The sequence below is a fragment of the Janibacter sp. LM genome (assembly GCF_039631275.1).
In the GTDB taxonomy this organism is placed as follows: Bacteria; Actinomycetota; Actinomycetes; order Actinomycetales; family Dermatophilaceae; genus Janibacter; species Janibacter terrae.
In genome coordinates, this window is record NZ_JBDIVG010000017.1 from 1 (window position 1) to 22,585 (window position 22,585).

Here is a 22,585-nt window from a genome sequence, read left to right on the forward strand (position 1 = left end):
GAGTCCAGGTGGGAGGTGAGGTCGCTCACCTGTGCTGTCCAGGGCTTGCACGTGCTAACCATGGCAAGCACAATGGAGTCATGTCGAAGAACCCGCTCGAGGGCCTGCCCGGTGCGTTGGGCAACAACCTGGGGGACTACCTGCGCGAGCAGCGCCTGCTCGCCAAGCTCTCCGTGCGGCAGCTGTCGGCACTCGCCGGTGTCTCCAACCCCTACCTGAGCCAGATCGAACGGGGGGTCAAGCGGCCGAGCGCCGAAATCCTCCAGCAGATCGCCCGGGGGCTGTCGATCTCCGCCGAGACCCTCTACGTCCAGGCGGGTCTGCTCGACCCCAAGGACGCGGCGGCGGAGGCCGGGGCGACGACCCGCGCGGCCATCCGCACCGATCCCGCGCTCACGGCGCGCCAGCGACAGACCCTGCTCGAGATCTACGAGTCCTTCGTCGGGGCGGGCGCTGCGGCGCTCGACCCGGCGGAGCCCTCCCGGCCGACCCCTCGGTCGCGGGCGACCCACAAGGCCGCCAGGCAGGCGAAGGGGGCCACCCCGGCCCCCGCGCAGAAGAAGGCCGCGTCCCCCGCCCGGGGGAAGGCGGCCGGCACCAAGGGCTCGACGACGACGTCGCGCTCGAAGACCTCGGCGGCGAAGAAGTCTGCCGGGCGTTCGACCACGACCTCGTCCCGTACGAGCACCACAAGGAGAACCTCATGAGCGTCACCACCACCGTCAAGAAGGTCGTCACCGACCAGACCTACGCCACGATCGGCGCGACCGACCTCACCGTCGAGACCGTCCGCGGCTACACCACCCAGCTCGCCGCCCTGCGCGCCGAGCTCGAGCCCAAGAAGGTCCAGGCGCGCGTCAAGTCCGCCCCGGCCGACGCGCAGGCCTACTACGCCGACCTCGCCAAGCGTGGCGAGGCGCTCGTGACCCGCATCCGCAACCAGAAGGCCACCAAGGACCTCGTCGGCCAGGCCGAGTCCACCGTCGCGCTGGGCAAGGGCGCCGTCACCACGGTCAAGAAGGCCGTCGCCGACGTCGAGCGGTCCGCCAAGGCCACCCTGACCATCGGTCGCAAGGAGGCCGCCAAGGCCGCCGACGCCGTCGTCGACTCCGTGGACGTCGACGTCAAGGTCGACACCGCCAAGGCGAAGAAGGCCGTCTCCACCTCGGCCAAGCGCACCACGACCGCCGCCAAGCGCACCTCCACGACCACCAAGAAGGCCGCGGCCCGCACCCGCACCGCGACCAAGTCGACCGCGACCGCCGCCAGGACGACGGCCGCCAAGACCGCCGTGGTTGCCGACAAGGCTGCCGACAAGGTCGGCGACTGACGGTAGCCTCCGGCGGGTGACCGCCCAGGCTCCTGACCCCACCGCCCTCGACGACGCCCCCGTGCTGGTCCACGTGACCCGCGGGGGCTTCGTCGAGTCCGCCCACCGCGCGACGCTCGTCGCGACCGACGCTGCCGGGGGGACCCCCCTTCGCCACGGCCGGGTGGACGACCCCGTCCTGCCGCGCTCCTCGCTCAAGCCGGTCCAGGCCCTCGCGATGGTCCGTCACGGCCTCGACCTCCCGCCGCACCTGCTCGCCCTCGTGTGCTCGAGCCACTCCGCGGAGGAGGTCCACCGCGAGGCCGTCGCCGAGATCCTCGCGCGCGTCGACCTCGACCTCACCGCGCTGCAGAACACGCCCGCCCTGCCGCTCGGCGAGCTCGAGCACGCGCGCTGGCTCGTCGCCGGCACCGCCCCCGCACCGGTCGCCCAGGACTGCTCCGGCAAGCACGCGGGCATGCTCGTCACCTGCCACGTCAACGGCTGGCCCATCGAGGACTACCTCGACCCCGGGCACCCACTCCAGCAGGCGATCGCCGCGACGACGGCCGAGGTCGTCGGCCCCGTCTCGCACACGACCGTGGACGGCTGCGGCGCACCGCTCTTCGCCGTCCCGCTGTCGGGCCTGGCGGCGTCCTTCGGGCACCTCGCCTCCGCCGGTGCCGAGAGCGACGAAGGGAGGGTCGCGGCCGCCATGCGTGCCGCGCCGCACATGGTCGGCGGCACCGGTCGGGACGTCACCGCCTTCATGGAGGCCGTGCCCGGACTCATCGCCAAGGACGGCGCCGAGTCCGTCTACGCGGCAGGGCTGCCCGACGGTCGCGGGGTCGCGGTCAAGGTCGCCGACGGGGCTCCCTTCGCCCGCGCCCGGCAGGGCCTGCTCGCGCACGCCCTCCTCGAGCTCGGGGTCGACACCCCCGGTCTGCGCGCGCTCGCCGACCAGCCCGTCCTCGGCCACGGCCGGCCCGTCGGGGCCGTCGAGGTCGTCGGCCTGGGCGCCTGACGGGCACGGCATGAGGACCGTCCTGCAGCGGGTCACCTCGGCCCGGGTCACCGTCGCCGGCGAGGTCGTCGGCGAGATCGGGACCGGGCTCGTCGCCCTCGTCGGTGTCACGCACGACGACGGGCCGGAGGAGGTCGCGACCACCGTGCGCAAGATCGCCGAGCTGCGGATCATGCGCGACGAGCAGTCGGTGACCGACTGCGGCGCAGCGGTGCTCGTCGTCAGCCAGTTCACCCTCCACGCCGACGTGCGCAAGGGGCGCCGCCCCTCCTGGAACGCCGCCGCCCCCCGGTCCGTCGCGGAGCCGGTCGTCGAGGCCGTCGTCGCCGGCCTGCGGGAGCGGGGGATCGAGGTGGCGACGGGCCGGTTCGGCGCGCAGATGGCGCTCGACGTCCACGGGGACGGTCCGGTGACCATCGTCCTGGACGTGCCCGCCTAGTCTGTGGCGGTGGACATCTTCGGCCAGATCCAGGGATGGATCGTCCTGGTACTCGGACTGCTCGCGCTGTGCGCGGAGGTCTTCGCCCTCGTGCACGCGGTGCGCCAGCGCCCGGACGCCTTCGTCGCGACCAGCAAGCAGACCAAGGTCTTCTGGGTCGTCGCGCTCGCGATCGCGACGCTCATGGGCCTCGCGGCCCTCGGGGGCATCGGCATCCTCGCGATCATCGGCATCGTCATCGCCGGCGTCTACCTCGCGGACGTGCGCCCCGCCATCGACGAGGTCATGGGTCGGCGTCGCTGAGTCGGGCACAATGACCGGGCACACGACCGTGCACCGCACCACCAGCCAAGGGGAATACGTGAGCCATCTGCCGGACCCTCGAGAGGGCATGTTCGTCTCGGAGCGCCCGTGGGGTGGCTTCCAGCAGTTCACCTGCAACGAGCCGTCGACGGTCAAGGTCATCACGGTCGACCCCGGCCACCGGCTGTCGCTGCAGACGCACGAGCGCCGGGCCGAGTTCTGGCAGGTCCTCGACGGTCCCATCGACGTCACCGTCGGCGAGGACTCGTGGAGCGCCCAGCCGGGGGAGCAGATCTGGGTCCCTGTGGGGGCCAGGCACCGCATGGGCAACACCACCGACCGGCCCGCCCGGGTCCTGGAGATCGGGTACGGCGAGTTCGACGAGGACGACATCGAGCGCCTCGAGGACGACTACCAGCGCTGAGCCAGCGGACCGCTCCGCGGGGCGACGACCGCCCACGGGAGGGTCAGCTCGCCGAGGCGCCAGCGCGCCGGGCCGCCGAGGACCGCCACCCGCTCCGCGACCTCCGTGCAGGCGGCCACGGCCTGCTGCCGCGCGCCGTAGGGGGCGAAGGGGGAGGCCCGCCGCCACGCGTCGTCGAGCAGCCGGAGCAGGTCGTGCACCGGCTCGCCCGGGATGTTGCGGTGGATGAGCGCCTTGGGCAGCCGCTCGGCGACGACGGAGGGCAGGCGCTGCGCGTCGAGGTCGCGCAGCCGCCACGAGAGGGTCAGGGTGAGCGGACCGGTCGCGTCGAGCGTGATCCAGCTGCCGAGGCGCCCCAGCTCGTCGCACGTGCCCTCGACGAGGATCCCGAGCGGGTCGAGCCGGTCGATCATCGTGCGCCAGGGTCCCTCGACCTCGGTCTCGTCGTACTGGCGCAGCACGTTGAAGGCGCGCACCACCCGCGCGTCGGCGTCCCCGGGCAGCGGCACCTCGAAGCCGCCGAGTGCGAAGTCCACCCCCGACCGCGCCCACGCCTGGGCCGCGGCGACCCGCTCCGGGTCGATCTCCAGGCCGGTGACGTGCAGGTCCGGCCGCACCGGGGCCAGCCGGTCCGCCCACTCGACGGTCGTCACGCCGCTCGCGCCGTGGCCGAGGTCGACGAGGTGTGGAGGTCCCCCCTTCATCAGGCGGTCGCGGTGGGTCGCGAGCAGCCAGCGGTCGCACCGACGCAACCGGTTGGGGTTGGTCGTGCCGCGCGTGATGTTGCCGAGGGGGCGCTGGGTGGGCACGTCGGCAGCGTAGGCGCCGCGCCGAACTAGGGTGATGGGGTGTGGCACGCGGACCGGAGGGTGAGCTGGAGCATGGTGGCCCTGCTCCTCTCCCTGAGCGGTGCCCTCCTGCTGGCCCTGAGCATCTGGGTCCCGCCCGCCCTCGGCCGTGACTCGGGGGTCCGTCCGGTGCAGCCCGGGCTGCTCGTCGTGGCGCCCGAGGCGAGCGGGGTCGTCACCCTCGGCGAGGGGCGCGCGGTCCAGCTCGACGGGAGCGGGTTGCGCCTGACCAACCGCGGCAGCCTGCTCTTCCGCACGGTGCGCGGCGGCTCGCCGGTCTCCGCGCTGCAGGGCGAGGTCGAGGGCGGCGGCACGGAGCGCCACGAGGAGATCTCGCACGCGCTGAGCAACCTCGAGATCGATCGCCTGTCGATCCAGCCGGGGGAGGCCACGTGGTCGGGCCGGCTCACCGGCGACGACCGCGAGCTGCCCGCGACCGTCACCGTCCGGTACGTCGGCTCGTACCTCACCCTCGAGGTCACGGCGAAGGGGGCCGACGCCGTCGTCGTGCACTCCGCCCAGGAGCTCGGCACGGTCGGCCGCCAGCCGGGCCTGCCGGAGCAGCCGCTCCGCAAGCGCGCGTGGTGGGTCGGGGACGGGCCGGCACCCGTGCGCGATGCGTACCGCACCGAGCTCGGGACCCTGGTCGGCATCGGTCCCGAGGGGTCGCACCGGGGTGTCGACCTGCGTCGGATGGGCCACACCGACCTGCACGCGTGGTCCCCGTCGGCGACGCTGTCCGTGACGAGCTACCGAAGGGTGATCGAGAGTGAGTGAGCACACGAGCGGCCGGGAGGTCCGCCGGGTCGCGATGATCAGCGTGCACACCTCGCCGCTGGCGCAGCCGGGTACGGGTGACGCCGGCGGCCTCAACGTCTACGTCGTCGAGGCCGCCCGCGAGCTGGCGAGGCGCGGGGTCGAGGTCGTCATCTTCACCCGGCGCACCGCGGCGGACCTGCCCGAAGAGGTCGAGATGTTCCCCGGGGTCACCGTGCGCCACGTCGACGCCGGGCCCTACGAGGGCCTGGTCAAGGAGGACCTGCCCGGGCAGCTGTGCGCCTTCGCCGCCGGGATCATGCGTGAGATCGCCATGGTGCCCGCGGGCCACTACGACGTCGCGCACTCGCACTACTGGCTCTCGGGGCAGGTCGGGTGGCTCGTCGCCGAGCGGTGGCAGGTCCCGCTCGTGCACACGATGCACACGATGGCCCGGGTGAAGAACCGCCAGCTGGCCGAGGACGACGTCCCCGAGCCGGCCGGGCGCGAGGTCGGCGAGTCGCAGGTCGTCGACATCGCCGACCGGCTCCTGGCCAACACCGAGCGGGAGGCGAGCGAGCTCGTCGAGTACTACGACGCGGACCCGGCGAAGGTCGTCGTCGTGCCGCCGGGCGTCGACCTCGACATCTTCACGCCGGGTGACCGGGACGCCGCCCGTGAGCGGGTCGGCATCGCCCGCGACGCGGTCGTCCTGCTCTTCGTCGGGCGCATCCAGCCACTCAAGGCACCGGACGTGCTCGTGCGGGCGGCCGCCGAGCTGCTCGAGCGCCGTCCCGGCCTGCGCGATCGCCTCGTCGTCGCCGTGCTCGGCGGCGCCTCCGGCCGCGGGCTCGCGGCCCCGGACCGCCTGCGGCTGCTCGGTGAGGAGCTCGGCGTCTCCGACGTGCTCCACCTCGCGCCGCCGTCGACCCGCACCGAGCTGGCCGACTGGTACCGCGCCGCGGACGTCGTCACCGTCCCCTCGTACACCGAGTCCTTCGGCCTCGTCGCCATCGAGGCGCTGGCCTCCGGCGCGGTGGTCCTCGCGGCCGAGGTGGGTGGCCTGCCCACCGCCGTCGGCGACGCGGGCGTCCTCGTGCCGGGGCACGACCCGCGCCGCTGGGCCGACGAGCTCCTCGCCGTCCTCGAGGACCCCGAGCGGGCCGCGGACCTGCGCTCGCGCGCGCGCCGGCACGCCGAGGCCTTCGGCTGGTCGAGCACCGTCGACCGGCTGCTCGACGTCTACGGCGACGCCGTCGCCGAGCGCACGTCCGCGACCACCCTGGAGGTCTCCCGATGACCACGTCCGATCGTGAGCAGGCCCTGGCGGTCGTCACCCGAGTCGTGACCGACGCCGACCTCGAGCACGAAGGGGGTGCCCGCGACGGCGAGCTCGTCGTCACCCTGCCGGGGGACAAGAAGCTCAAGACCGTCGTCTCCCTCGTCGTCGGCGACAACGCGCTGTCGGTCTCGGCCTTCGTCATCCGCAACGCGGACGAGAACCACGAGGAGTTCTACCGCTACCTCCTGCGCCGCAACCTGCGCATGCCCCTCCTCGCGTACTCCATCGATGCCTCCGGTGACGTCTACGTCGGCGGGCGGATCCCCCTTCGCGCGGTGACCGACGAGCTCGTCGACCAGGTGCTCGGGGTGGTGCTCGAGGCGGCCGACGCACCCTTCAACGAGCTGCTGCTCCTCGGGTTCCGGTCCTCGATGCAGAAGGAGTGGGACTGGCGCGTCTCGCGCGGCGAGTCGCTGCGCAACCTCGAGGCATTCCGGGCCGTGCTCGAGCGCACGGACGGCCCCGCCGAGGCCTGACGGGCGTCGATACGCTGTGCCCATGTCGACTCTGATCCTGCTGCGCCACGGCCGTTCCGACTGGAACGAGAAGAACCTCTTCACCGGATGGGTCGACGTCGACCTCATCGACCGGGGACGCGCCGAGGCGGTGCGCGGCGGCGAGCTGATGAAGGAGGCGGGCATCCTCCCCGACGTCGTGCACACCTCCGTCCTGCGCCGGGCCATCACCACCGCCAACCTCGCCCTCGACGCCGCCGACCGCCACTGGATCCCGGTGCGGCGCGACTGGCGGCTCAACGAGCGCCACTACGGTGCGCTGCAGGGGCTCGACAAGGCCGCGACGCGGGAGAAGTACGGCGAGGAGCAGTTCATGCTCTGGCGGCGCAGCTTCGACACCCCGCCGCCGGCCATCGACGTCGACAACGAGTTCGCGCAGACGGACGACCCGCGCTACGCGGGCCTGGAGGTGCCGCGCACCGAGTGCCTCAAGGACGTCATCGAGCGCCTCATGCCGTACTGGGAGGGTCCGATCCGCGAGGACCTCGCCACCGGCCGCACCGTCCTGGTCACCGCGCACGGCAACTCGCTGCGCGCTCTCGTCAAGCACCTCGACGGCATCAGCGACGAGGACATCGCCGGGCTCAACATCCCGACCGGCATGCCGCTCGTCTACGACCTCGGCGAGGACTTCATGCCGACGCGTCCGGCCGAGTACCTCGACCCGGAGGCCGCGGCCGCCGAGGCCGCCGCCGTCGCCAACCAGGGCAAGTAGCGAGACCCGGTCGGGACCCCGTCTCGGGCGCGGGGCCGTGGGCGCTCGGCTCAGACGCCGTCGTCGACGTCGAGGGCGTCGTCGGAAGGGTGGAACTCACCGGTGACGAGGAAGCCGACCCGACGGGCGATCGTCACGGCGTGGTCGCCGAAGCGCTCGTAGTAGCGGCTGAGCAGCGCGGCGTCGACGGCCCGCGTCGTGCCGTGCTGCCAGGTGCCCTCGGCCAGCTGGGTGAACATGTCGCGGTGCAGCTCGTCGAGGCGGTCGTCGATCTGCTCGATGGCGCGGGCACCGTAGGCGTCCTGGGTGCGGATGGTGTCGGCGGCACGTGCGACGATCTCCTCCGCGGCGCGTCCCATGCTCGCGAAGGACTCGCGCACCTCGTCCGGGATCGCGTTCTCGGGATAGCGCAGGCGCACCACCTGCGCGACGTGGCGGGCGAGGTCGCCCATGCGCTCGAGGTCGCCGGAGATGCGCATCGAGGCGACGACCGTGCGCAGGTCGCTCGCGACGGGGGCCTGGCGCGCGAGCAGGTCGATCGACCGCTGGTCGAGCTCGTTGCGACGCCGGTCGATCTCCTGGTCCGCGGCGATCACCGCGTCGGCGACCTGCACGTCGGCGTCGAGGAGGGCGGCCGTCGACTGGCGGATGGCGCCCGCGACGAGGTGGGCGAGCTCGACGAGGTCGGCGGCGACCTGCTCCAGCTCGTCGTGGAAGACCTGACGCATCGGCAGCTCCTGTGATCGGTGGTGGAAGAGGGGTGTCCCGGCCCCATGAGACCTCGTCCGGGTGAACGTCGTCGGGCGAGCAGGTGAACTCCGCGGAGGACCGTGCGGTGCCCGGCCACCCGGTCCCAGCATGCCCCACCGGAGAAGTACCCTCGGTGACGTGGAGCCAACGACAGCGGCAATTCTCGGTGGCATCGCCGGCCTGCTCATCGGCTTCCTCGTCTGGGCGGCGATCGACTTCAGCGATCGCGAGCGCGCTGTGCCACCGGAGCCGGAGCCGGAGGTGCCGCGGGGCGTCGGCGACGTCCTCGCCGTGCTGCGCTCGTCCGGGGTCGTGCTCGACCGGACCGGGCGGGTCGTCACCAACTCACCCGCGGCAGTCAGCTACGGCCTCGTCCGCAACGGTCGTCTGGCCCATCCGGCGATCTCCACCATGGTCGAGCAGGTCGCGCGCGACGACGTGATCCGTGACGCCCAGCTGGAGATCGCCCGCCCGGGCCTGAGCTCCGTCGTCTACGTCTCGGCCCGCGTGGCCCCGCTCGGCGCCGACCACCTGCTGCTCCTCGTCGACGACCAGACCCAGGGCCGCCGGCTCGAGGAGACCCGGCGCGACTTCGTCGCCAACGTCAGCCACGAGCTCAAGACCCCCGTCGGTGGCATCTCGCTGCTCGCCGAGGCCGTCATGGACGCCAAGGACGACCCCGAGGCCGTCGACCGCTTCGCCCGGCGGATGCAGGGCGAGGCCACCCGCCTGTCGAGCCTGATCAAGGAGATCGTCGAGCTCTCGCGGCTCCAGGGCACCCCTGTCCTGCAGGACCCGCAGCTCGTCGACGTCGAGGACGTCGTGGCCCTCGCACTGGAGCACCTGCGCATCGAGGCCGAGGCCAAGGACATCACCCTGACCGACAAGGTCTCCGAGGAGCTCTACGTCCGGGGCGACGAGGACATGCTCATCACGGCCGTGCGCAACCTCGTCGGCAATGCGATCTCCTACTCCGACCCCGGGACGGCGGTCGGCGTCGGCGCCCGCCTGCAGGGCGACACCGTGGAGATCGCCGTGACCGACCAGGGGCCCGGGATCCCCGAGCACGAGCAGACGCGGATCTTCGAGCGCTTCTACCGGATGGACGCCGCCCGGTCACGCGCTACCGGGGGGACCGGGCTGGGGCTGTCGATCGTCAAGCACATCTGCGCCAACCACGGCGGCGACATCCAGGTGTGGAGCGACGGCGCGCACGGCTCGACCTTCACCATCCGCCTGCCCGTCGCGCCGGAGACCCTCGAGGTCGAGCGCCCCGCGCCTCCCGTCACCCCCTCACCCACCACCCCCTGAATGAAGGAGAGCCGCTGATGACACGCATCCTCGTGGTCGAGGACGAGGTGTCCTTCTCGGACCCCCTGTCCTATCTGCTCGACAAGGAGGGATACGACGTCGAGGTCGCCGAGACCGGGCCCGACGCGATCTCGGCCTTCGACGCGGACGGTGCCGACCTCGTGCTCCTGGACCTCATGCTCCCCGGGCTGTCCGGCATCGACGTGTGCCGGGCCATCCGGCAGCGGTCCAACGTCCCGGTGATCATGCTGACCGCCAAGGACGGCGAGATCGACAAGGTCGTCGGGCTCGAGATCGGTGCCGACGACTACGTCACCAAGCCCTACAGCTCGCGTGAGCTGCTCGCGCGCGTCAAGGCGGTGCTGCGTCGCAACAGCGAGCCCGAGGAGCTGCTGCCCGCGACGATCGAGGGCGGCCCGGTGCGCATGGACATCGACCGTCACGTCGTCTCCGTCAACGGCACCCAGGTGCAGCTGCCGCTCAAGGAGTTCGAGCTGCTCGAGATGCTCCTGCGCAACGTGGGCCGGGTGCTCACCCGCGTGCAGATCATCGATCGGGTGTGGGGCAGCGACTACGTCGGCGACACCAAGACCCTCGACGTCCACATCAAGCGGCTGCGCGCCAAGATCGAGCCGGACCCGGCCAAGCCGGTCCACATCGTCACCGTGCGCGGCCTGGGCTACAAGTTCGAGGGCTGAGGGTTCCCCCCTTCGTCCTGACGCACCGGAGGCCGGTACCCGTCGCGGGTACCGGCCTCCGGTGCGGGGTGCCGAGCGGGTCGCTCGCCCGTGGGTCAGTGGCCCTCGGACTCGCCGTCGTCGGCCTTCGTCGGACCGGGGGTCGGGGTCCAGCCCTCGGGAGCGTAGTCCTCGTAGTAGCCGGCCGGGTCGAGGACGGGGACGCTCACCGGCGTGGTCTCGGAGCCGTCGGAGACCTCCGCGTCGGTCATGTCGCCGGGGCCGGCGTCGACCTTGTCGAGCGTGAGGTGCTTGTCCTCGCTGAGCGAGACCGTCTGGTGCGCGGCGATGCGGGTCCTGACCGAGGCGCCGCCGACGCTGAGGGAGAAGGTGAGCGGCTTGCCGGAGGTGTTCTCCACGGTGCCGGTGACCGTGGCCTCGCCGCCCTGGCCCCCGCTGACGAGGGCGAGGTTGCGCACCTGGGCGCTCTCGAGGTCGACGGGGACGCCGTCGCCCAAGGACATGGTCTCGGCCGTCTGGAACGGGGAGTTGACCGAGCAGCCGGCAGTGCCGGCCGCGAGGGCGAGGGCCACGAGGACGGCGCGGCTGCGGGTGACGAGGTTGCGCTTCACGGGGCACAGCCTAGCGGGGGCGTCCTCGGAGGTGGGTACCGGTGCGGCACACCCCACGCGCGCCCTCGCCTGCCCGGCCCCTAGGCGCGGAGGTGCGCGGGCGCGGAGGGCCATTGTGGTGCCGTGAGCGCCGGTGCGACCCACGACACGCCGTGATATTCTGGAGGTCGCGAAAGGGGAAATCTCCACATGGTTTTCAAGGTCGGCGAGACGGTCGTGTACCCCCACCACGGGGCTGCTCTGATCGAAGAGATCAAGATCCGAACGATCAAGGGTGAGGACAAGCAGTACCTCAAGCTCAAGGTGGCCCAGGGTGACCTGACCATCGAGGTGCCCGCCGAGAACTGCGACCTCGTGGGTGTCCGCGACGTCGTGGGCAAGGAGGGCTTGGACCGCGTCTTCGAGGTGCTGCGCACGCCGCACGCCGAGGAGCCGACGAACTGGTCCCGTCGCTACAAGGCGAACCTCGAGAAGCTGGCCTCCGGTGACGTCATCAAGGTGGCCGAGGTCGTCCGCGACCTGTGGCGCCGTGAGAAGGACCGGGGCCTGTCCGCCGGTGAGAAGCGGATGCTGGCCAAGGCGCGCCAGATCCTCGTCTCCGAGCTCGCGCTCGCCGAGAAGACGGACGAGGACAAGGCCGAGGTCATCCTCGACGAGGTCCTGGCTTCCTGAGCACACACCTGACCGACGACGCCCGCACCGCTCCCGGTGTGGGCGTCGTCGTCGTCGCGGCCGGCTCGGGGACCCGCCTCGGGGCCGACCGGCCCAAGGCCTTCGTCGAGCTCGCCGGCGCGACCATCCTCGAGCACGCCCTCCGAGGGGTGCTCGCCGCCGGACCCGCCGAGGTCGTCCTCGTCGTGCCGCAGGCGCAGCTCGCACCCGCCCGCCAGATCGTCGAGCGGGTCCCCGCGCAGGACGTCGGGGTGGCCGTGGTCGCCGGTGGCGCCGAGCGGACCGAGTCCGTCGCCCGCGGGCTCGACGCGCTCTCCGAGCGGGTGACGATGGTCCTCGTGCACGACGCCGCCCGGTGCCTCACGCCCGTCGCGGTCTTCGACCGGGTCGTCGCCGCGGTCGCGACAGGTGCTGCCGGCGCGATCCCCGGGCTGCCGGTCGTCGACACCATCAAGGTCGTCGACGAGCGGGGGGTCATCACGTCGACGCCGGTGCGCGAGAGCCTGCGCGCCGTGCAGACCCCCCAGGGCTTCGACCGCGCGGTCCTCGCCGCCGCCCACGCCGCCGGAGTCCTCGCCACCGATGACGCGGCCCTCGTCGAGGCCCTCGGCCACGACGTGGTCGTCGTCGAGGGCGACCCCCGCGCGCTCAAGATCACGACCCCCGAGGACCTCGCCCGCGCCGAGCGCCTCCTGGCCGCGTCCGGCTGAGTCCGTCCTCCCCCCTTCCTGCATTGCCCTAGGGGAATGCAGGTTCAGGCGTGCATTGCCCTAGGGGAATGCAGGGTTCAGGTGCGCAGGTCCGCTGGTGGGGCGGCGGAGAGCTGGCGCCGCACGGCGAGAGCCGCGGCGCGGCCGGCGCGGTTGCCGCCGATCGTGCTCGCCGACGGCCCGTAGCCCACGAGCTGCACGCGGGGGTCGACCGCGCTCGTGACGGAGGTCTGCACGTCCCGGCTGCCGGGCAGCAGGGCGATGCCGCCCGCGGCGCTGCGCAGGCGAAGGGGGGCGAGGTGCCGGATCGCGGGGCGGAACCCCGTGGCCCACAGGATCGCGTCGGCGGCGGCGAAGCTCCCGTCCGCCCAACGCACCCCGTCACGCTCGACCCGCTCGAACATCGGTCGACGCCGCCCGTAGACGCCGGTGCGTGCCGCGGTCATCTCCTGGGGGCGCAGCGCCAGGCCCGTGACGGACACGACGCTGGCGGGGGGCCTCCCTTCGCGCACTCGGCGCTCGACGAGCTCGACGGCGTCCCGGCCGGAGAACTGCGGGTTCCACACCGGCTCGCGCCGCGTCACCCAGGTGACCTCGGCGATCGGTGCGATCTCGCCGATGAACTGCACGGCCGAGGCGCCGCCACCGACGACGACGACCTGCATGCCGCGGAAGTGCTCGGCGCCCGGGTAGGCGACCGTGTGCCACTGCTCCCCGGCGAAGTCCCGCTGGCCCGGGTACGTCGGCACGAAGGGGTGCGTCCACGTCCCCGTCGCGTTGACGAGCGTCCGCGTGGTCCAGGTCCGCGCGCCCGCGTGGACGACGAGCAGGCCGTCCTCGTCGGTGACCCGGTCGACGCGGACGGACCGCAGGACGGGCAGGTCGTGGGTCTGCTCGTACTCGTCGAACCACCGCGCGATGACCTCGTTGGCCCGGTCGGCGGAGCCGCCCGGGGCAGGGGCGTCGGGCAGGTCGGCGACCCCGTGCACGTCGTCCATCGACAGCGAGTCCCAGCGGTGCTGCCACGCGCCGCCCGCCCGCTCGTTGCCGTCCAGGACGACGTGGTCGATGCCGAGACGGCGCAGGTGGAAGGACGCGGACAGACCGCCCTGGCCGGCGCCGATGACGAGCGAGTCGAGGGTCTCCACGCTCGTGCAACGCCCGGTCGCGACGCGTTGATCCCTGCGGCTGCGACACTGCCGTCATGACTGCGAAGCACCACATCGACGGCGTCGGTCGGCTGCCACGGACCGGGATCGGCGTCGACGTCCACGCCCTCGCGGCCCCCGAGTCGGGGCGCCAGCTCTGGGTCGCCGGTCTGCTGTGGCCCGGCGAGGTCGGGCTCGAGGGCCACTCCGACGCGGACGTCGCCTGCCACGCCGCGTGCGACGCGCTCTTCTCCGCGGCCGGGATCGGCGACCTCGGCACGCACTTCGGGACCGGGCGCCCCGAGCTCGAGGGCGCTTCGGGCGCAAGGCTGCTCGCGGAGGCGGCCCGGCTCGTGCGGGCAGCGGGCTACGAGATCGGCAACATCGCCGTGCAGGTCATCGGCAACCGGCCCAAGATCGGCACCCGCCGTGAGGAGGCCCAGGAGGCCATGTCGGCGGCCTGCGGCGCGCCGGTGAGCGTCAGCGGCACGACGACCGACGGGCTCGGCCTGACGGGTCGGGGCGAGGGGGCGGCCGCGGTCGCGACCGCGCTCGTCGTCCCCGCCTGAGGGCGAAGGGGAGGACTCAGGTCCTGCGGCGGTCGGCGAGCTCGCGGACGAAGGCCCGGACGACGGGACGCCAGGCCTCGGCCACGCGCGGCCGCGCCTGCTCGACCTCGGCCAGCGCGGTGGGCACGTCGGTGCCGGACACGGCCGGGGTGTCGGGCTCCTTGGCCGCCCAGCGGGCGACGACGGGGAGGTCGGCCTCGGGGTGCCCCTGCACGCCCCAGACGGTCGGTGCGAGACGGGCGAGGAGCAGGTCGCCGTGCTCGTTGGCGGCGAGGGCGACCGCCCCCTCGGGCAGGGCCGTGACGATGTCGTCGTTCCACTGCGCGACGGGGGCACCGGTCGTGCTGCCGAGGACCGGGTCGCCCGCGAGGTGCCCGGTGTCGCTCACGGTGCACACGCCGATCGTGCGGCCGCGCGGGTTGCGCGCGACGTCGCCGCCGAGCGCGACGGCCGCGAGCTGGTGCCCGAGGCAGATGCCCATGGTCGGGGTCGCCCGCTCCGCGGCCGTGCGGATCAGCTCGCGCACGGTCGGCAGCCACGGGGCCACGTCGTCGTCGCGGCAGCCCATCTCGCCCCCGAGGACGAGCAGGCCGTCGTGCTGCTCGAGGTCACTCGGCAGCGCGTCGCCGACGTAGGGGCGCCGGACGTCGAGCTCGACGCCGGCCTCGGTGAGCCAGGTCCCGACGAGTGCCGGTGGGCAGGTCTCCTGGTGCTGGATGACGAGGAGGCTCATCGGGTGGTCGTCGGCGCTCGCCGCCCGGTGACGGCCCCCGCGCCGAGGAGGCCGAGCCCGACCACGTTCAGCAGCAGGGCCGGGGCCGACACGAGCCAGTGGAACTGGTAGCCGCGGTCGAGCTGCATGATGAGGAAGGTGCCGAAGGCGCTCATGAGCTGCCCCATCACGAGCACGGCGGCACCGCCGACGACGAGCTTCCACCAGAGACCGGCGTCGCGGCGCACCAGGGCGATCACGCCGATCACGGCGACGGTGATCATGGCCGGGAGCGACCAGCCGAGCTGCGTCAGCAGGTAGGTGAACTGGTGGTCGAGGCCCATGCGCGCCACCCTATGTCGCCGCCGGGCGCGGGGTGCGTCAGGCCGTCCTGACGCGGGGCCGCGGCGACGCGAGCCGGGCGAGCCGCTGCAGCTCGGAGACGTGACCGCACAGGGCCTCGCGGCCGGCGGGAGTGAGGGTCACTCGCGTCGTGCGCCGACCGTCCGTCAGCTCCCGCCCCACCGTGACGTAGCCCTCGGCCTCGAGGCTGCGCAGGTGCTTGCTCAGCGCGGAGTCCGACAGGCCGATCTCGTCGCGGACCTCGGCGAAGGGCAGGCCCCGCGTCGGCGCCAGCAGGGCACAGATCTGCAGCCGGTGCGGCTGGTGCACCACCGGGTCGAAGATCGGCCGAGGCATGGCACCCAGAGTAGGTGACTTGCCTCGGCGGCAAGACGCCGCTCGCCCGCCGCCGCAGGCGGATCCGCGGCCACCCCGGACCCGCGGCTGTCGTCCCCTTCGCCCGTGGGCCACAATGGGGGCAGTGATCGGGCCACCCGGCCCACCAGCGAAGGGAGTCGCGCCGTGCCGCAGACCGTCAAGGCAGTCATCGCCCGCTCGAAGGGAGCCGACGTCGAGCTCGTCGACATCGTCGTCCCCGACCCCGGACCCGGCGAGGCCGTCGTCCAGGTGCACTCCTGCGGGGTGTGCCACACCGACCTGCACTACCGCGAGGGCGGGATCAACGACGAGTTCCCCTTCCTCCTCGGCCACGAGGCGGCCGGCGTCGTCGAGGCCGTCGGCGAGGGTGTCACCGACGTCGCGCCGGGCGACTTCGTCATCCTCAACTGGCGCGCCGTGTGCGGCCAGTGCCGCGCCTGCCTCAAGGGCAAGCCCCAGTACTGCTTCGACACCCACAACGCCACGCAGCGGATGACCATCGCCGAGACCGGCGAGGAGCTCACCCCGGCCCTCGGGATCGGCGCCTTCGCGGAGAAGACCCTCGTCGCCGCCGGCCAGTGCACCAAGGTCGACGGCGAGGCCGACGCGGCCGCCGTGGGCCTGCTCGGCTGCGGCGTCATGGCCGGCTTCGGCGCGGCGGTCAACACCGGCGAGGTCACCCGCGGCGAGTCGATCGCCGTCATCGGCTGCGGCGGCGTCGGCAACGCGGCCATCGCGGGCGCGCAGGTCGCCGGCGCGACGACGATCATCGCCGTCGACACCGACCCCCGCAAGCTCGAGATCGCCAAGGGCTTCGGCGCCACGCACACCGTCGACGCGAGCACCGAGGACACCGTCGAGCGGGTCCGCGAGCTCACCGGTGGCTTCGGCGCGGACGTCGTCGTCGAGGCGGTCGGCCTGCCGCAGACCTACGAGCAGGCCTTCTACGCCCGAGATCTCGCCGGGCGCCTCGTGCTCGTCGGCGTGCCGACCCCCGACAAGGAGGTCACCCTTCCGATGATCGAGATCTTCGGTCGCGGCGGCTCGCTGAGGTCCAGCTGGTACGGCGACTGCCTGCCGAGCCGCGACTTCCCGATGCTCGTCGACCTCTACCGCCAGGGCCGCTTCGACCTCGACGCCTTCGTCACCGAGCGGATCGGGCTGGGCGACATCGAGTCCGCCTTCGACAAGATGCACTCCGGTGACGTGCTGCGATCGGTCGTGGTCCTGTGACGGCGCGCATCGACAAGGTCGTCACCTCGGGCACCTTCGAGCTCGACGGCGGGTCCTGGGAGGTCGACAACAACGTGTGGGTCGTCGGCGACGACGCGGAGTGCATCGTCATCGACGCCGGCCACGAGGCCGCCCCGATCCTCGAGGCGATCGGCGACCGGACGCTCGTGGCCGTCGTGAGCACCCACGCCCACAACGACCACGTCAACGCGGCGGCCGAGGTCGCGGATGCCAAGGGCGCCCCGATCTGGCTGCACCCCGACGAGGCGCCGCTGTGGGAGATGACCTACCCCGACCGGGCCCCCGACGGCGCACTCGCCCACGGTCAGGTCATCACCGTCGCCGGCACCGAGCTCACCGTGCTGCACACGCCGGGCCACGCGCCCGGTGCCTGCTGCCTGCACGCCCCCGGTCTCGGGGTCCTCTTCTCCGGGGACACCCTCTTCCAGGGGGGTCCCGGCGCGACCGGCCGCTCGTTCTCCGACTTCCCGACGATCGTCGAGTCGATCCGCGAGGAGCTGCTCGTCCTGCCCCCGGCCACCGTCGTCCACACCGGCCACGGGGACGACACGACGATCGGCGCGGAGGCACCGCACGTGCAGGAGTGGCTCGACCGCGGGCACTGAGCCGTCGGCGCGGCGGCGCGTGGCGGTTAACCTTGGGCCCGTGACCCTGCAGCTCTTCGACACCGCCACGCGCACCCAGCGCGACTTCGTCCCCGTGACCCCCGGTCGGGTGGGGATGTACATCTGCGGTCTCACGACGCAGGGCGCGCCGCACATCGGCCACCTGCGCTTCGCCGTCTCCTTCGACGTGCTGCGGCGCTGGCTCGTGCGCGGTCACGGCTACGACGTGACGCTCGTGCGCAATGTCACCGACATCGACGACAAGATCCTGCGCAAGGCGGCCGAGTCCGGCGAGGAGTGGTGGGCGCTCAGCTACCGCAACGAGCGCTACACGACGCAGGCCCTCGAGCTGCTCGGTGTGCTGCCGCCGACGTACGAGCCGCGCGCCACCGGCCACATCCCCGAGATGGTCCAGCTCGTCGACACCCTCGTCGAGCGCGGGCACGCCTACCCGGCGGCCGACGGCAGCGGGGACGTCTACTTCGACGTCAAGAGCTGGGCCGACTACGGCGAGCTGTCCAACCAGGGCCTCGACGACATGGTCGCCGCCGACGATGCCGACCCGCGCGGCAAGCGCGACCCGCGCGACTTCGCCCTGTGGAAGGGCCGCAAGGACGACGAGCCCGGGACCGCCACGTGGCCCACCCCCTACGGCCCCGGCCGCCCCGGCTGGCACCTCGAGTGCTCCGCCATGGCTCGCAAGTACCTCGGCGACACCTTCGACATCCACGGTGGCGGCATCGACCTGCGCTTCCCGCACCACGAGAACGAGCAGGCCCAGTCGCGCGCCGCCGGGCTCGGCTTCGCCGGCTACTGGCTGCACAACGGCTGGGTGACGGTCAGGGGCGAGAAGATGGGCAAGTCCCTCGGCAACGCCCTCGAGGTCCAGCACCTGGTGCAGGAGCACGACCCGCTCACCGTGCGCTACTTCCTCACCGCCGCGCACTACCGCTCGATGATCGAGTACCACCCGGGTTCCCTCGAGGAGGCCGGAGCCGCCGTCGAGCGGATCGAGGGCTTCCTGCGCCGGGCGCTGCCCGGCCAGTCGGTGCTCGAGGCCGACCCGGCCGTCGAGCTGCCGGCCGAGTTCGCCGCGTCGATGGACGACGACCTCGGCGTCGCGGGGGCACTCGCGGTCATCCACGAGACCGTGCGGGCCGGCAACACCGCGCTGGACGAAGGGGGACGGGACGAGGCCGCCGAGATCGCCGCCACGGTCGTCGCGATGACCGACGTCCTCGGGATCAACCCGCTGTCGGCGACGTGGGGCGGTGCCGGGGGCAGCCGCGAGGGCGACCTCACCGTGGCCCTCGACGCACTCGTGCAGCTGCAGGTCGAGGCCCGCGCCAAGGCCCGTGCCGCGCGCGACTTCGACACCGCCGACCAGATCCGCGACGCACTCGTCGCCGCGGGCATCACCATCGAGGACACCCCGCGCGGCGCGCGGTGGAGCCTCGCCAGGAAGGACCACTGATGACTGGTAACAGCTCACGCCGTGGAGCGGTGCGTCGCACCGGGTCCAAGAAGGGCCCGCAGGTCGGGTCCGGCGGGCAACGTCGCCGCGGCCTCGAGGGCAAGGGACCCACGCCCAAGGCCCACGAGCGCCCCAACCACAAGGCCTACAAGCCCGCGGACAAGCGCCCGGCACGCCCCTCCGGCGGTCGCAAGAAGTCCGGCTCGACCGAGATGATCGCCGGCCGCAACTCCGTCGTCGAGGCGCTGCGCACCGAGGTGCCGATCTCGACGATGTACATCGCCAACCGCATCGACAGCGACGACCGGGTCCGCGAGGCCCTGACGATCGCGGCCGAGGCCGGCATCCCGATCATGGAGACCCCGCGCGGTGAGCTCGACCGGCTCACCGACGGGGCGGTCCACCAGGGCCTCGCCGCCCAGGTGCCGCCGTACGAGTACGCGCACCCGCAGGACTTCGTCGACTCGCAGCTGCCGGGCGTCCCCCTCGTCGTCGCGCTCGACGGCATCACGGACCCGCGCAACCTCGGCGCCATCGTGCGGTCCGTGGGCGCCTTCGGCGGTCACGGCGTCGTCGTCCCGCAGCGGCGCAGCGCCGGCATGACGGCCTCCGCGTGGAAGACCTCGGCCGGCGCCGCCGCTCGCGTGCCGGTGGCGCAGGCGAGCAACCTCGTGCGGGCGCTCGAGGACTACCGCAAGGCCGGGTTCTTCGTCATCGGCCTCGACATGGAGGGTGACGTCGAGCTGCCCGGCCTCGAGCTGGCGACCTCGCCGCTCGTCGTCGTCGTGGGCTCCGAGGGCAAGGGCCTGTCGCGGCTCGTGCGCGAGACCTGCGACCAGATCGTCTCGATCCCGATGGTCAGCACGACCGAGTCGCTCAACGCCGGGATCGCCGCCGGCGTCACCCTCTACGAGGTCGCCCGGCTGCGCAGGGGGGCCTGAGCAGGCCCACCCTGCGCCACGGGGGCCGGGCTCAGGCCTTGGGTGCGTGGATGACGTGCGTCTTGCCGACGATGTCGGCCAGGGTGCGGTCGTCGTCGTCGACGAGCATCCAGATCCAGCTGATGATGCCGGCGAACTGGTGGACCAGCTCGCGCAGGGCCGCCGGGCCGAGCTCGGGGTTGGCGCCCGTCCCGGAGTTGATGATCTTCAGGCCGGTGACCTTCTTGCCGATGCTCTGACCCGTCTTCGTCACGCGCCACACGCGGTTCCACGCGATCATCGCCAGGCCGGCGAGGACGCTCAGCAGGAGCATGAGGACGCCGAGGCCCACGAGCGCGCCGGAGCCGCTGCCCGGGACCTCGCAGCTGCTGGAGGAGTAGCCGCCGCAGTCGTAGGTGTCGGGCATGCCGGCGACGATGAGCGAGATGCCGATGACCATCGGGATGACGGCCGCGGTGAAGCTGAGAGCGGCGTCGATGATCCCGGGGAGGATCCGGTCGGCGAAGGTCGCCGACCTGCCGTAGCGCTGCTCCACCCAGGCGAGCGATCCCGGCTGGTCCGGGGTGCGGCCCTGCGGGAAGGGCGGCGGCTGGGGTGACCCGGTCGGCGGCTGCGGCGCACCTCCGTACGGCGCGCCCCCGTACGGCGTGCCCTGCGTCGGATCCGTCATGTCTGCCTCTCGTCGTCGACGACGGGCAGCAGCTGGGTGTCCGTCCCCAGCACCGCCTGCTCGTCGGGCTTGCTCGGCAGGACGTCCCGCAGGTACTCCGCGATGGCGTCCTCGATGGGGACATCGTGCCCCACGCGTTCGGCCATGTACCAACGGTGCTCGAGGATCTCGTGGAAGATCTCGGCCGGCTCCAGCTTGGCGCGCAGCTGCGGCGGGATGCGTCGTGCGGTCGGCTCGTAGACGCGGTCGAGCCACTCGTGCGCGACGAGCGCCTCGTCGTCACCCTGGCGGTCCATGGCCGCCCGGTAGGAGTCGAGGTCGTTGAGCAGGCGCCGCGCCTGGTTCTCCTCGACGTCGAGGCCGGTGAGGCGCAGCAGCCGCCGCGAGTGGTGCCCGGCGTCGACGACCTTGGGCTCGATGCGCAGGTGGGTGCCGTCGAGGTCGGTCGACATCTCCAGCTCGTCGACGTCGAAGCCGAGCAGGTTGAGCCGGCGGATGCGCTCGTCGACCCGCCAGCGGTCGCCGGCCTCGAACCACTCGTCGCCCGTGAGCTCGTCCCACAGGCCGCGGTAGCGCTCGATGACGTCGTGAGCGACCGCGACCGGGTCGAGCGTCTCCGGCAGGTAGCCGCCGGCGGCGAGGTCCATGAGCTCGCCGGCGATGTTGGTCTGGGCGAGGTCGAGGTCGTGCTCGCGCTGCCCGGTGCTCAGCGAGTCGTGCAGCTCACCGGTCTCGGCGTCGACGAGGTAGGCGGTGAAGGCCCCCGCGTCGCGCCGGAAGAGGGTGTTGGACAGCGAGACGTCGCCCCAGAAGAAGCCCGCGAGGTGCAGTCGCACGAGCAGCACCGCGAGCGCGTCGGCCAGGCGCACGCCCGTGTCCTCGCGCAGGTGCTGGCTGAAGAGCACCCGGTAGGGGAGGGAGAACTGCAGGTGCCGGGTGATGAGGCAGGCGTCGAGCGGGTGCCCCTCCGCGTCGGTGCGCCCGGAGACGACCGCGAGCGGCTCGACGCACGGCAGGTCGAGGCGGCGCAGCAGCCGGAGCAGCCGGTACTCGTTGCGCGCGAGCTCGGCCTTGATCTCCTTCACCGCGATGACCCCGCCGGAGAGTCGCACGAACCGCACCACGTGCCGGGAGATGCCGCGCGGGAGCGCGGCCAGGCGCTCCTGCGGCCACTCCTCGAGCGGGACCGACCACGGCAGGTCGAGCAGGGCGGGGTCCGGGCGCGCCGCCGAGATGTCCAGGGGCACGGGTGCCTCCCTCCGTCGATCCCCCCAGTGTGGCGCAGGAGGCGGGGGCGAAGGGGGCGGAGCGCTCAGCCGCGCAGCCGGGCCAGCTCGGCGAGGACGGCGGGCACGAGCGTGCAGTCCTCGATGCGCAACGTGGCGGCGGTCTCGCCCGGACCGACCTTGATGCCGAGGTCGTCCCCGGTCAGGACCGCGAAGGCGTGCTCGTCGGTCACGTCGTCGCCGAGGTAGACGGTGGCGTCGACGCCGAGCTCGGTGGCGAGCGCGCGCAGCGCGGTGCCCTTGTCGGCGCGCAGGACGCTCAGCTCGTGCACGCCCTTGCCGGCGAGATGCGTGACCCCGTCGTGCCGGGCGGCCTCCTCGGCGATCGCTGCGGCGATCGGCAGGACCTCCTCGGGCAGCCCGCGGGTGTGCAGGACGACGGCGGTCGGCTTGTGCTCCAGGCGGATCCGCGGCTCGCGGGTCGCGACGGTCGCCGTGACGTGGCCGCGCAGCGCGGCGACGGCGGCATCGGTGCCCTCCGGGAGCACCCCGCCCGAGCTGGACTCCGCGCCGTGGCTGCCGATCCGGGCGACCGCCGACCTCTCCAACCCGGTGAGGGCGGTGAGCGTGGCCAGGTCGCGCCCCGAGACCACGGCCGCCCACGTGTCGGCGGCGGCGGCGAGGGCGGTCAGGGCGTCGATGCTGCCGGGCTGGGCCCGAGCGTCCATCGGGTCGAGGACGAAGGGGGCGAGCACCCCGTCGAAGTCGGTCGCCACGAGCAGGCGCGGCACCGCCGCGACCGCGGCCAGGGCAGCGGTGACCGCCTGCGGGAGGGGCAC

At 73.0% G+C, this 22,585-nt stretch carries 29 protein-coding genes; 19 read left to right on the plus strand and 10 right to left on the minus strand.

Going from position 1 to position 22,585, the window contains the following annotated elements; genetic code table 11:
- Positions 1–80 precede the first annotated feature (80 nt).
- The 6 genes from ABC138_RS10335 to ABC138_RS10360 are packed head-to-tail and all read left to right on the plus strand — an operon-like array spanning position 81 to position 3,499.
- Entirely contained in the window at positions 81–707 is a 627-nt protein-coding gene (locus ABC138_RS10335) for a helix-turn-helix transcriptional regulator (protein ID WP_082807648.1), read from the plus strand.
- Positions 704–1,330, plus strand: a complete 627-nt coding sequence (locus ABC138_RS10340) for a hypothetical protein (RefSeq protein ID WP_345913629.1) — start codon at positions 704–706, stop codon at positions 1,328–1,330. Before ABC138_RS10335 ends, ABC138_RS10340 begins: the two co-directional genes overlap by 4 nt.
- A gap of 16 nt (positions 1,331–1,346) precedes the next feature.
- Positions 1,347–2,333: an asparaginase gene (locus ABC138_RS10345; RefSeq protein ID WP_345913630.1), complete on the plus strand. Its 987-nt coding sequence runs from the start codon at positions 1,347–1,349 to the stop codon at positions 2,331–2,333.
- Positions 2,334–2,343: 10 nt separating this feature from the next.
- On the plus strand, positions 2,344–2,772 hold the full coding sequence (gene dtd / locus ABC138_RS10350) for a D-aminoacyl-tRNA deacylase (RefSeq protein ID WP_345913631.1): 429 nt from the start codon (positions 2,344–2,346) through the stop codon (positions 2,770–2,772).
- Positions 2,773–2,781: 9 nt separating this feature from the next.
- Positions 2,782–3,075, plus strand: coding sequence for a DUF2516 family protein (locus ABC138_RS10355; RefSeq protein ID WP_068329167.1), 294 nt, complete (start codon positions 2,782–2,784; stop codon positions 3,073–3,075).
- Between the two features lie 58 nt (positions 3,076–3,133).
- On the plus strand, positions 3,134–3,499 hold the full coding sequence (locus ABC138_RS10360; protein ID WP_068424876.1) for a phosphomannose isomerase type II C-terminal cupin domain: 366 nt from the start codon (positions 3,134–3,136) through the stop codon (positions 3,497–3,499).
- Here ABC138_RS10360 and ABC138_RS10365 read toward each other — a convergent pair.
- Positions 3,487–4,308, minus strand: coding sequence for a class I SAM-dependent methyltransferase (locus ABC138_RS10365; RefSeq protein ID WP_345913632.1), 822 nt, complete (start codon positions 4,306–4,308; stop codon positions 3,487–3,489). The genes ABC138_RS10360 and ABC138_RS10365 overlap by 13 nt on opposite strands.
- A gap of 60 nt (positions 4,309–4,368) precedes the next feature.
- On the opposite strand from ABC138_RS10365, the gene ABC138_RS10370 reads away from it, so the two are divergent.
- Genes ABC138_RS10370 through ABC138_RS10385 form a run of 4 tightly spaced genes read left to right on the plus strand, consistent with a single transcriptional unit; the run spans position 4,369 to position 7,675 of the window.
- Positions 4,369–5,124: a hypothetical protein gene (locus tag ABC138_RS10370; RefSeq protein ID WP_345913633.1), complete on the plus strand. Its 756-nt coding sequence runs from the start codon at positions 4,369–4,371 to the stop codon at positions 5,122–5,124.
- A 34-nt stretch (positions 5,125–5,158) separates the two neighbouring features.
- Complete coding sequence (gene mshA, locus ABC138_RS10375; RefSeq protein ID WP_345913654.1) at positions 5,159–6,403, plus strand: D-inositol-3-phosphate glycosyltransferase; 1,245 nt, start codon at positions 5,159–5,161, stop codon at positions 6,401–6,403.
- The gene (locus ABC138_RS10380; protein ID WP_068326915.1) at positions 6,400–6,921 is read left to right on the plus strand and encodes a YbjN domain-containing protein; all 522 of its coding nucleotides are present in this window, start codon (positions 6,400–6,402) and stop codon (positions 6,919–6,921) included. Before mshA ends, ABC138_RS10380 begins: the two co-directional genes overlap by 4 nt.
- Before the next feature lie 22 nt (positions 6,922–6,943).
- Positions 6,944–7,675, plus strand: coding sequence for a phosphoglyceromutase (locus ABC138_RS10385; protein WP_068424385.1), 732 nt, complete (start codon positions 6,944–6,946; stop codon positions 7,673–7,675).
- Positions 7,676–7,725: 50 nt separating this feature from the next.
- Here ABC138_RS10385 and phoU read toward each other — a convergent pair whose 3' ends face one another.
- Positions 7,726–8,403: a phosphate signaling complex protein PhoU gene (gene phoU, locus ABC138_RS10390; protein WP_068326909.1), complete on the minus strand. Its 678-nt coding sequence runs from the start codon at positions 8,401–8,403 to the stop codon at positions 7,726–7,728.
- 160 nt (positions 8,404–8,563) lie between these two features.
- Between phoU and ABC138_RS10395 the strand changes: the two genes are divergently transcribed.
- Both ABC138_RS10395 and ABC138_RS10400 read left to right on the plus strand, forming a co-directional pair.
- The gene (locus ABC138_RS10395) at positions 8,564–9,736 is read left to right on the plus strand and encodes an ATP-binding protein (RefSeq protein WP_068326905.1); all 1,173 of its coding nucleotides are present in this window, start codon (positions 8,564–8,566) and stop codon (positions 9,734–9,736) included.
- A gap of 17 nt (positions 9,737–9,753) precedes the next feature.
- On the plus strand, positions 9,754–10,434 hold the full coding sequence (locus ABC138_RS10400) for a response regulator transcription factor (RefSeq protein ID WP_068326902.1): 681 nt from the start codon (positions 9,754–9,756) through the stop codon (positions 10,432–10,434).
- Positions 10,435–10,529: 95 nt separating this feature from the next.
- On the opposite strand, the gene ABC138_RS10405 is transcribed toward ABC138_RS10400, so the two are convergent.
- Positions 10,530–11,045 (minus strand): hypothetical protein, encoded by a 516-nt coding sequence (locus ABC138_RS10405; protein ID WP_345913634.1) that lies wholly within the window; start codon positions 11,043–11,045, stop codon positions 10,530–10,532.
- A gap of 189 nt (positions 11,046–11,234) precedes the next feature.
- Between ABC138_RS10405 and ABC138_RS10410 the strand changes: the two genes are divergently transcribed.
- Together ABC138_RS10410 and ispD are read left to right on the plus strand one after the other, a co-directional pair.
- Positions 11,235–11,717 carry a CarD family transcriptional regulator gene (locus ABC138_RS10410; RefSeq protein ID WP_068326896.1) on the plus strand — a complete coding sequence of 161 codons (483 nt, stop codon included), beginning with the start codon at positions 11,235–11,237 and terminating at the stop codon, positions 11,715–11,717.
- A 38-nt stretch (positions 11,718–11,755) separates the two neighbouring features.
- The gene (ispD, locus tag ABC138_RS10415) at positions 11,756–12,427 is read left to right on the plus strand and encodes a 2-C-methyl-D-erythritol 4-phosphate cytidylyltransferase (RefSeq protein ID WP_068326893.1); all 672 of its coding nucleotides are present in this window, start codon (positions 11,756–11,758) and stop codon (positions 12,425–12,427) included.
- Between the two features lie 77 nt (positions 12,428–12,504).
- Here the strand turns inward: ispD and ABC138_RS10420 are convergent, their stop codons facing one another.
- Positions 12,505–13,575, minus strand: coding sequence for an NAD(P)-binding domain-containing protein (locus ABC138_RS10420; RefSeq protein ID WP_345913635.1), 1,071 nt, complete (start codon positions 13,573–13,575; stop codon positions 12,505–12,507).
- Positions 13,576–13,631: 56 nt separating this feature from the next.
- On the opposite strand from ABC138_RS10420, the gene ispF reads away from it, so the two are divergent.
- Positions 13,632–14,144: a 2-C-methyl-D-erythritol 2,4-cyclodiphosphate synthase gene (gene ispF, locus ABC138_RS10425; RefSeq protein WP_345913636.1), complete on the plus strand. Its 513-nt coding sequence runs from the start codon at positions 13,632–13,634 to the stop codon at positions 14,142–14,144.
- 16 nt (positions 14,145–14,160) lie between these two features.
- Here ispF and ABC138_RS10430 read toward each other — a convergent pair whose 3' ends face one another.
- Genes ABC138_RS10430 through ABC138_RS10440 form a run of 3 tightly spaced genes read right to left on the minus strand, consistent with a single transcriptional unit; the run spans position 14,161 to position 15,555 of the window.
- Entirely contained in the window at positions 14,161–14,877 is a 717-nt protein-coding gene (locus ABC138_RS10430) for a gamma-glutamyl-gamma-aminobutyrate hydrolase family protein (protein WP_345913637.1), read from the minus strand.
- Positions 14,874–15,200 carry a hypothetical protein gene (locus ABC138_RS10435; RefSeq protein ID WP_345913638.1) on the minus strand — a complete coding sequence of 109 codons (327 nt, stop codon included), beginning with the start codon at positions 15,198–15,200 and terminating at the stop codon, positions 14,874–14,876. Before ABC138_RS10435 ends, ABC138_RS10430 begins: the two co-directional genes overlap by 4 nt.
- Positions 15,201–15,237: 37 nt before the next feature.
- Complete coding sequence (locus ABC138_RS10440; protein ID WP_068326879.1) at positions 15,238–15,555, minus strand: transcriptional regulator; 318 nt, start codon at positions 15,553–15,555, stop codon at positions 15,238–15,240.
- Between the two features lie 165 nt (positions 15,556–15,720).
- Here ABC138_RS10440 and ABC138_RS10445 point away from each other — a divergent pair, with 165 nt between their 5' ends.
- Genes ABC138_RS10445 through rlmB form a run of 4 tightly spaced genes read left to right on the plus strand, consistent with a single transcriptional unit; the run spans position 15,721 to position 19,850 of the window.
- Positions 15,721–16,809 (plus strand): S-(hydroxymethyl)mycothiol dehydrogenase, encoded by a 1,089-nt coding sequence (locus ABC138_RS10445; protein WP_345913639.1) that lies wholly within the window; start codon positions 15,721–15,723, stop codon positions 16,807–16,809.
- Positions 16,806–17,435, plus strand: a complete 630-nt coding sequence (locus ABC138_RS10450) for an MBL fold metallo-hydrolase (RefSeq protein WP_068326873.1) — start codon at positions 16,806–16,808, stop codon at positions 17,433–17,435. The genes ABC138_RS10445 and ABC138_RS10450 overlap by 4 nt, the downstream gene beginning before the upstream one ends.
- A gap of 40 nt (positions 17,436–17,475) precedes the next feature.
- Positions 17,476–18,909 carry a cysteine--tRNA ligase gene (gene cysS, locus ABC138_RS10455; protein WP_068326870.1) on the plus strand — a complete coding sequence of 478 codons (1,434 nt, stop codon included), beginning with the start codon at positions 17,476–17,478 and terminating at the stop codon, positions 18,907–18,909.
- On the plus strand, positions 18,909–19,850 hold the full coding sequence (gene rlmB, locus ABC138_RS10460) for a 23S rRNA (guanosine(2251)-2'-O)-methyltransferase RlmB (RefSeq protein WP_068424411.1): 942 nt from the start codon (positions 18,909–18,911) through the stop codon (positions 19,848–19,850). The genes cysS and rlmB overlap by 1 nt, the downstream gene beginning before the upstream one ends.
- Positions 19,851–19,881: 31 nt before the next feature.
- On the opposite strand, the gene ABC138_RS10465 is transcribed toward rlmB, so the two are convergent.
- The 3 genes from ABC138_RS10465 to otsB form a co-directional block, all read right to left on the minus strand.
- Positions 19,882–20,520, minus strand: coding sequence for an RDD family protein (locus ABC138_RS10465; RefSeq protein WP_068326864.1), 639 nt, complete (start codon positions 20,518–20,520; stop codon positions 19,882–19,884).
- Complete coding sequence (locus ABC138_RS10470) at positions 20,517–21,767, minus strand: DUF4032 domain-containing protein (RefSeq protein WP_068424414.1); 1,251 nt, start codon at positions 21,765–21,767, stop codon at positions 20,517–20,519. Before ABC138_RS10470 ends, ABC138_RS10465 begins: the two co-directional genes overlap by 4 nt.
- Before the next feature lie 65 nt (positions 21,768–21,832).
- Entirely contained in the window at positions 21,833–22,585 is a 753-nt protein-coding gene (gene otsB / locus ABC138_RS10475) for a trehalose-phosphatase (RefSeq protein ID WP_068326859.1), read from the minus strand.

Coding starts and splice junctions, on each gene's coding strand:
- ABC138_RS10335 (WP_082807648.1), top strand. CDS start 81: ATGTCGAAGAACCCGCTCGAGGGCCTGCCCGGTGCGTTGGGCAACAAC.
- ABC138_RS10340 (WP_345913629.1), top strand. CDS start 704: ATGAGCGTCACCACCACCGTCAAGAAGGTCGTCACCGACCAGACCTAC.
- dtd (WP_345913631.1), top strand. CDS start 2,344: ATGAGGACCGTCCTGCAGCGGGTCACCTCGGCCCGGGTCACCGTCGCC.
- mshA (WP_345913654.1), top strand. CDS start 5,159: ATGATCAGCGTGCACACCTCGCCGCTGGCGCAGCCGGGTACGGGTGAC.
- ABC138_RS10380 (WP_068326915.1), top strand. CDS start 6,400: ATGACCACGTCCGATCGTGAGCAGGCCCTGGCGGTCGTCACCCGAGTC.
- ABC138_RS10385 (WP_068424385.1), top strand. CDS start 6,944: ATGTCGACTCTGATCCTGCTGCGCCACGGCCGTTCCGACTGGAACGAG.
- phoU (WP_068326909.1), bottom strand. CDS start 8,403: ATGCGTCAGGTCTTCCACGACGAGCTGGAGCAGGTCGCCGCCGACCTC.
- ABC138_RS10400 (WP_068326902.1), top strand. CDS start 9,754: ATGACACGCATCCTCGTGGTCGAGGACGAGGTGTCCTTCTCGGACCCC.
- ABC138_RS10410 (WP_068326896.1), top strand. CDS start 11,235: ATGGTTTTCAAGGTCGGCGAGACGGTCGTGTACCCCCACCACGGGGCT.
- ispF (WP_345913636.1), top strand. CDS start 13,632: ATGACTGCGAAGCACCACATCGACGGCGTCGGTCGGCTGCCACGGACC.
- ABC138_RS10430 (WP_345913637.1), bottom strand. CDS start 14,877: ATGAGCCTCCTCGTCATCCAGCACCAGGAGACCTGCCCACCGGCACTC.
- ABC138_RS10435 (WP_345913638.1), bottom strand. CDS start 15,200: ATGGGCCTCGACCACCAGTTCACCTACCTGCTGACGCAGCTCGGCTGG.
- ABC138_RS10440 (WP_068326879.1), bottom strand. CDS start 15,555: ATGCCTCGGCCGATCTTCGACCCGGTGGTGCACCAGCCGCACCGGCTG.
- rlmB (WP_068424411.1), top strand. CDS start 18,909: ATGACTGGTAACAGCTCACGCCGTGGAGCGGTGCGTCGCACCGGGTCC.
- ABC138_RS10465 (WP_068326864.1), bottom strand. CDS start 20,520: ATGACGGATCCGACGCAGGGCACGCCGTACGGGGGCGCGCCGTACGGA.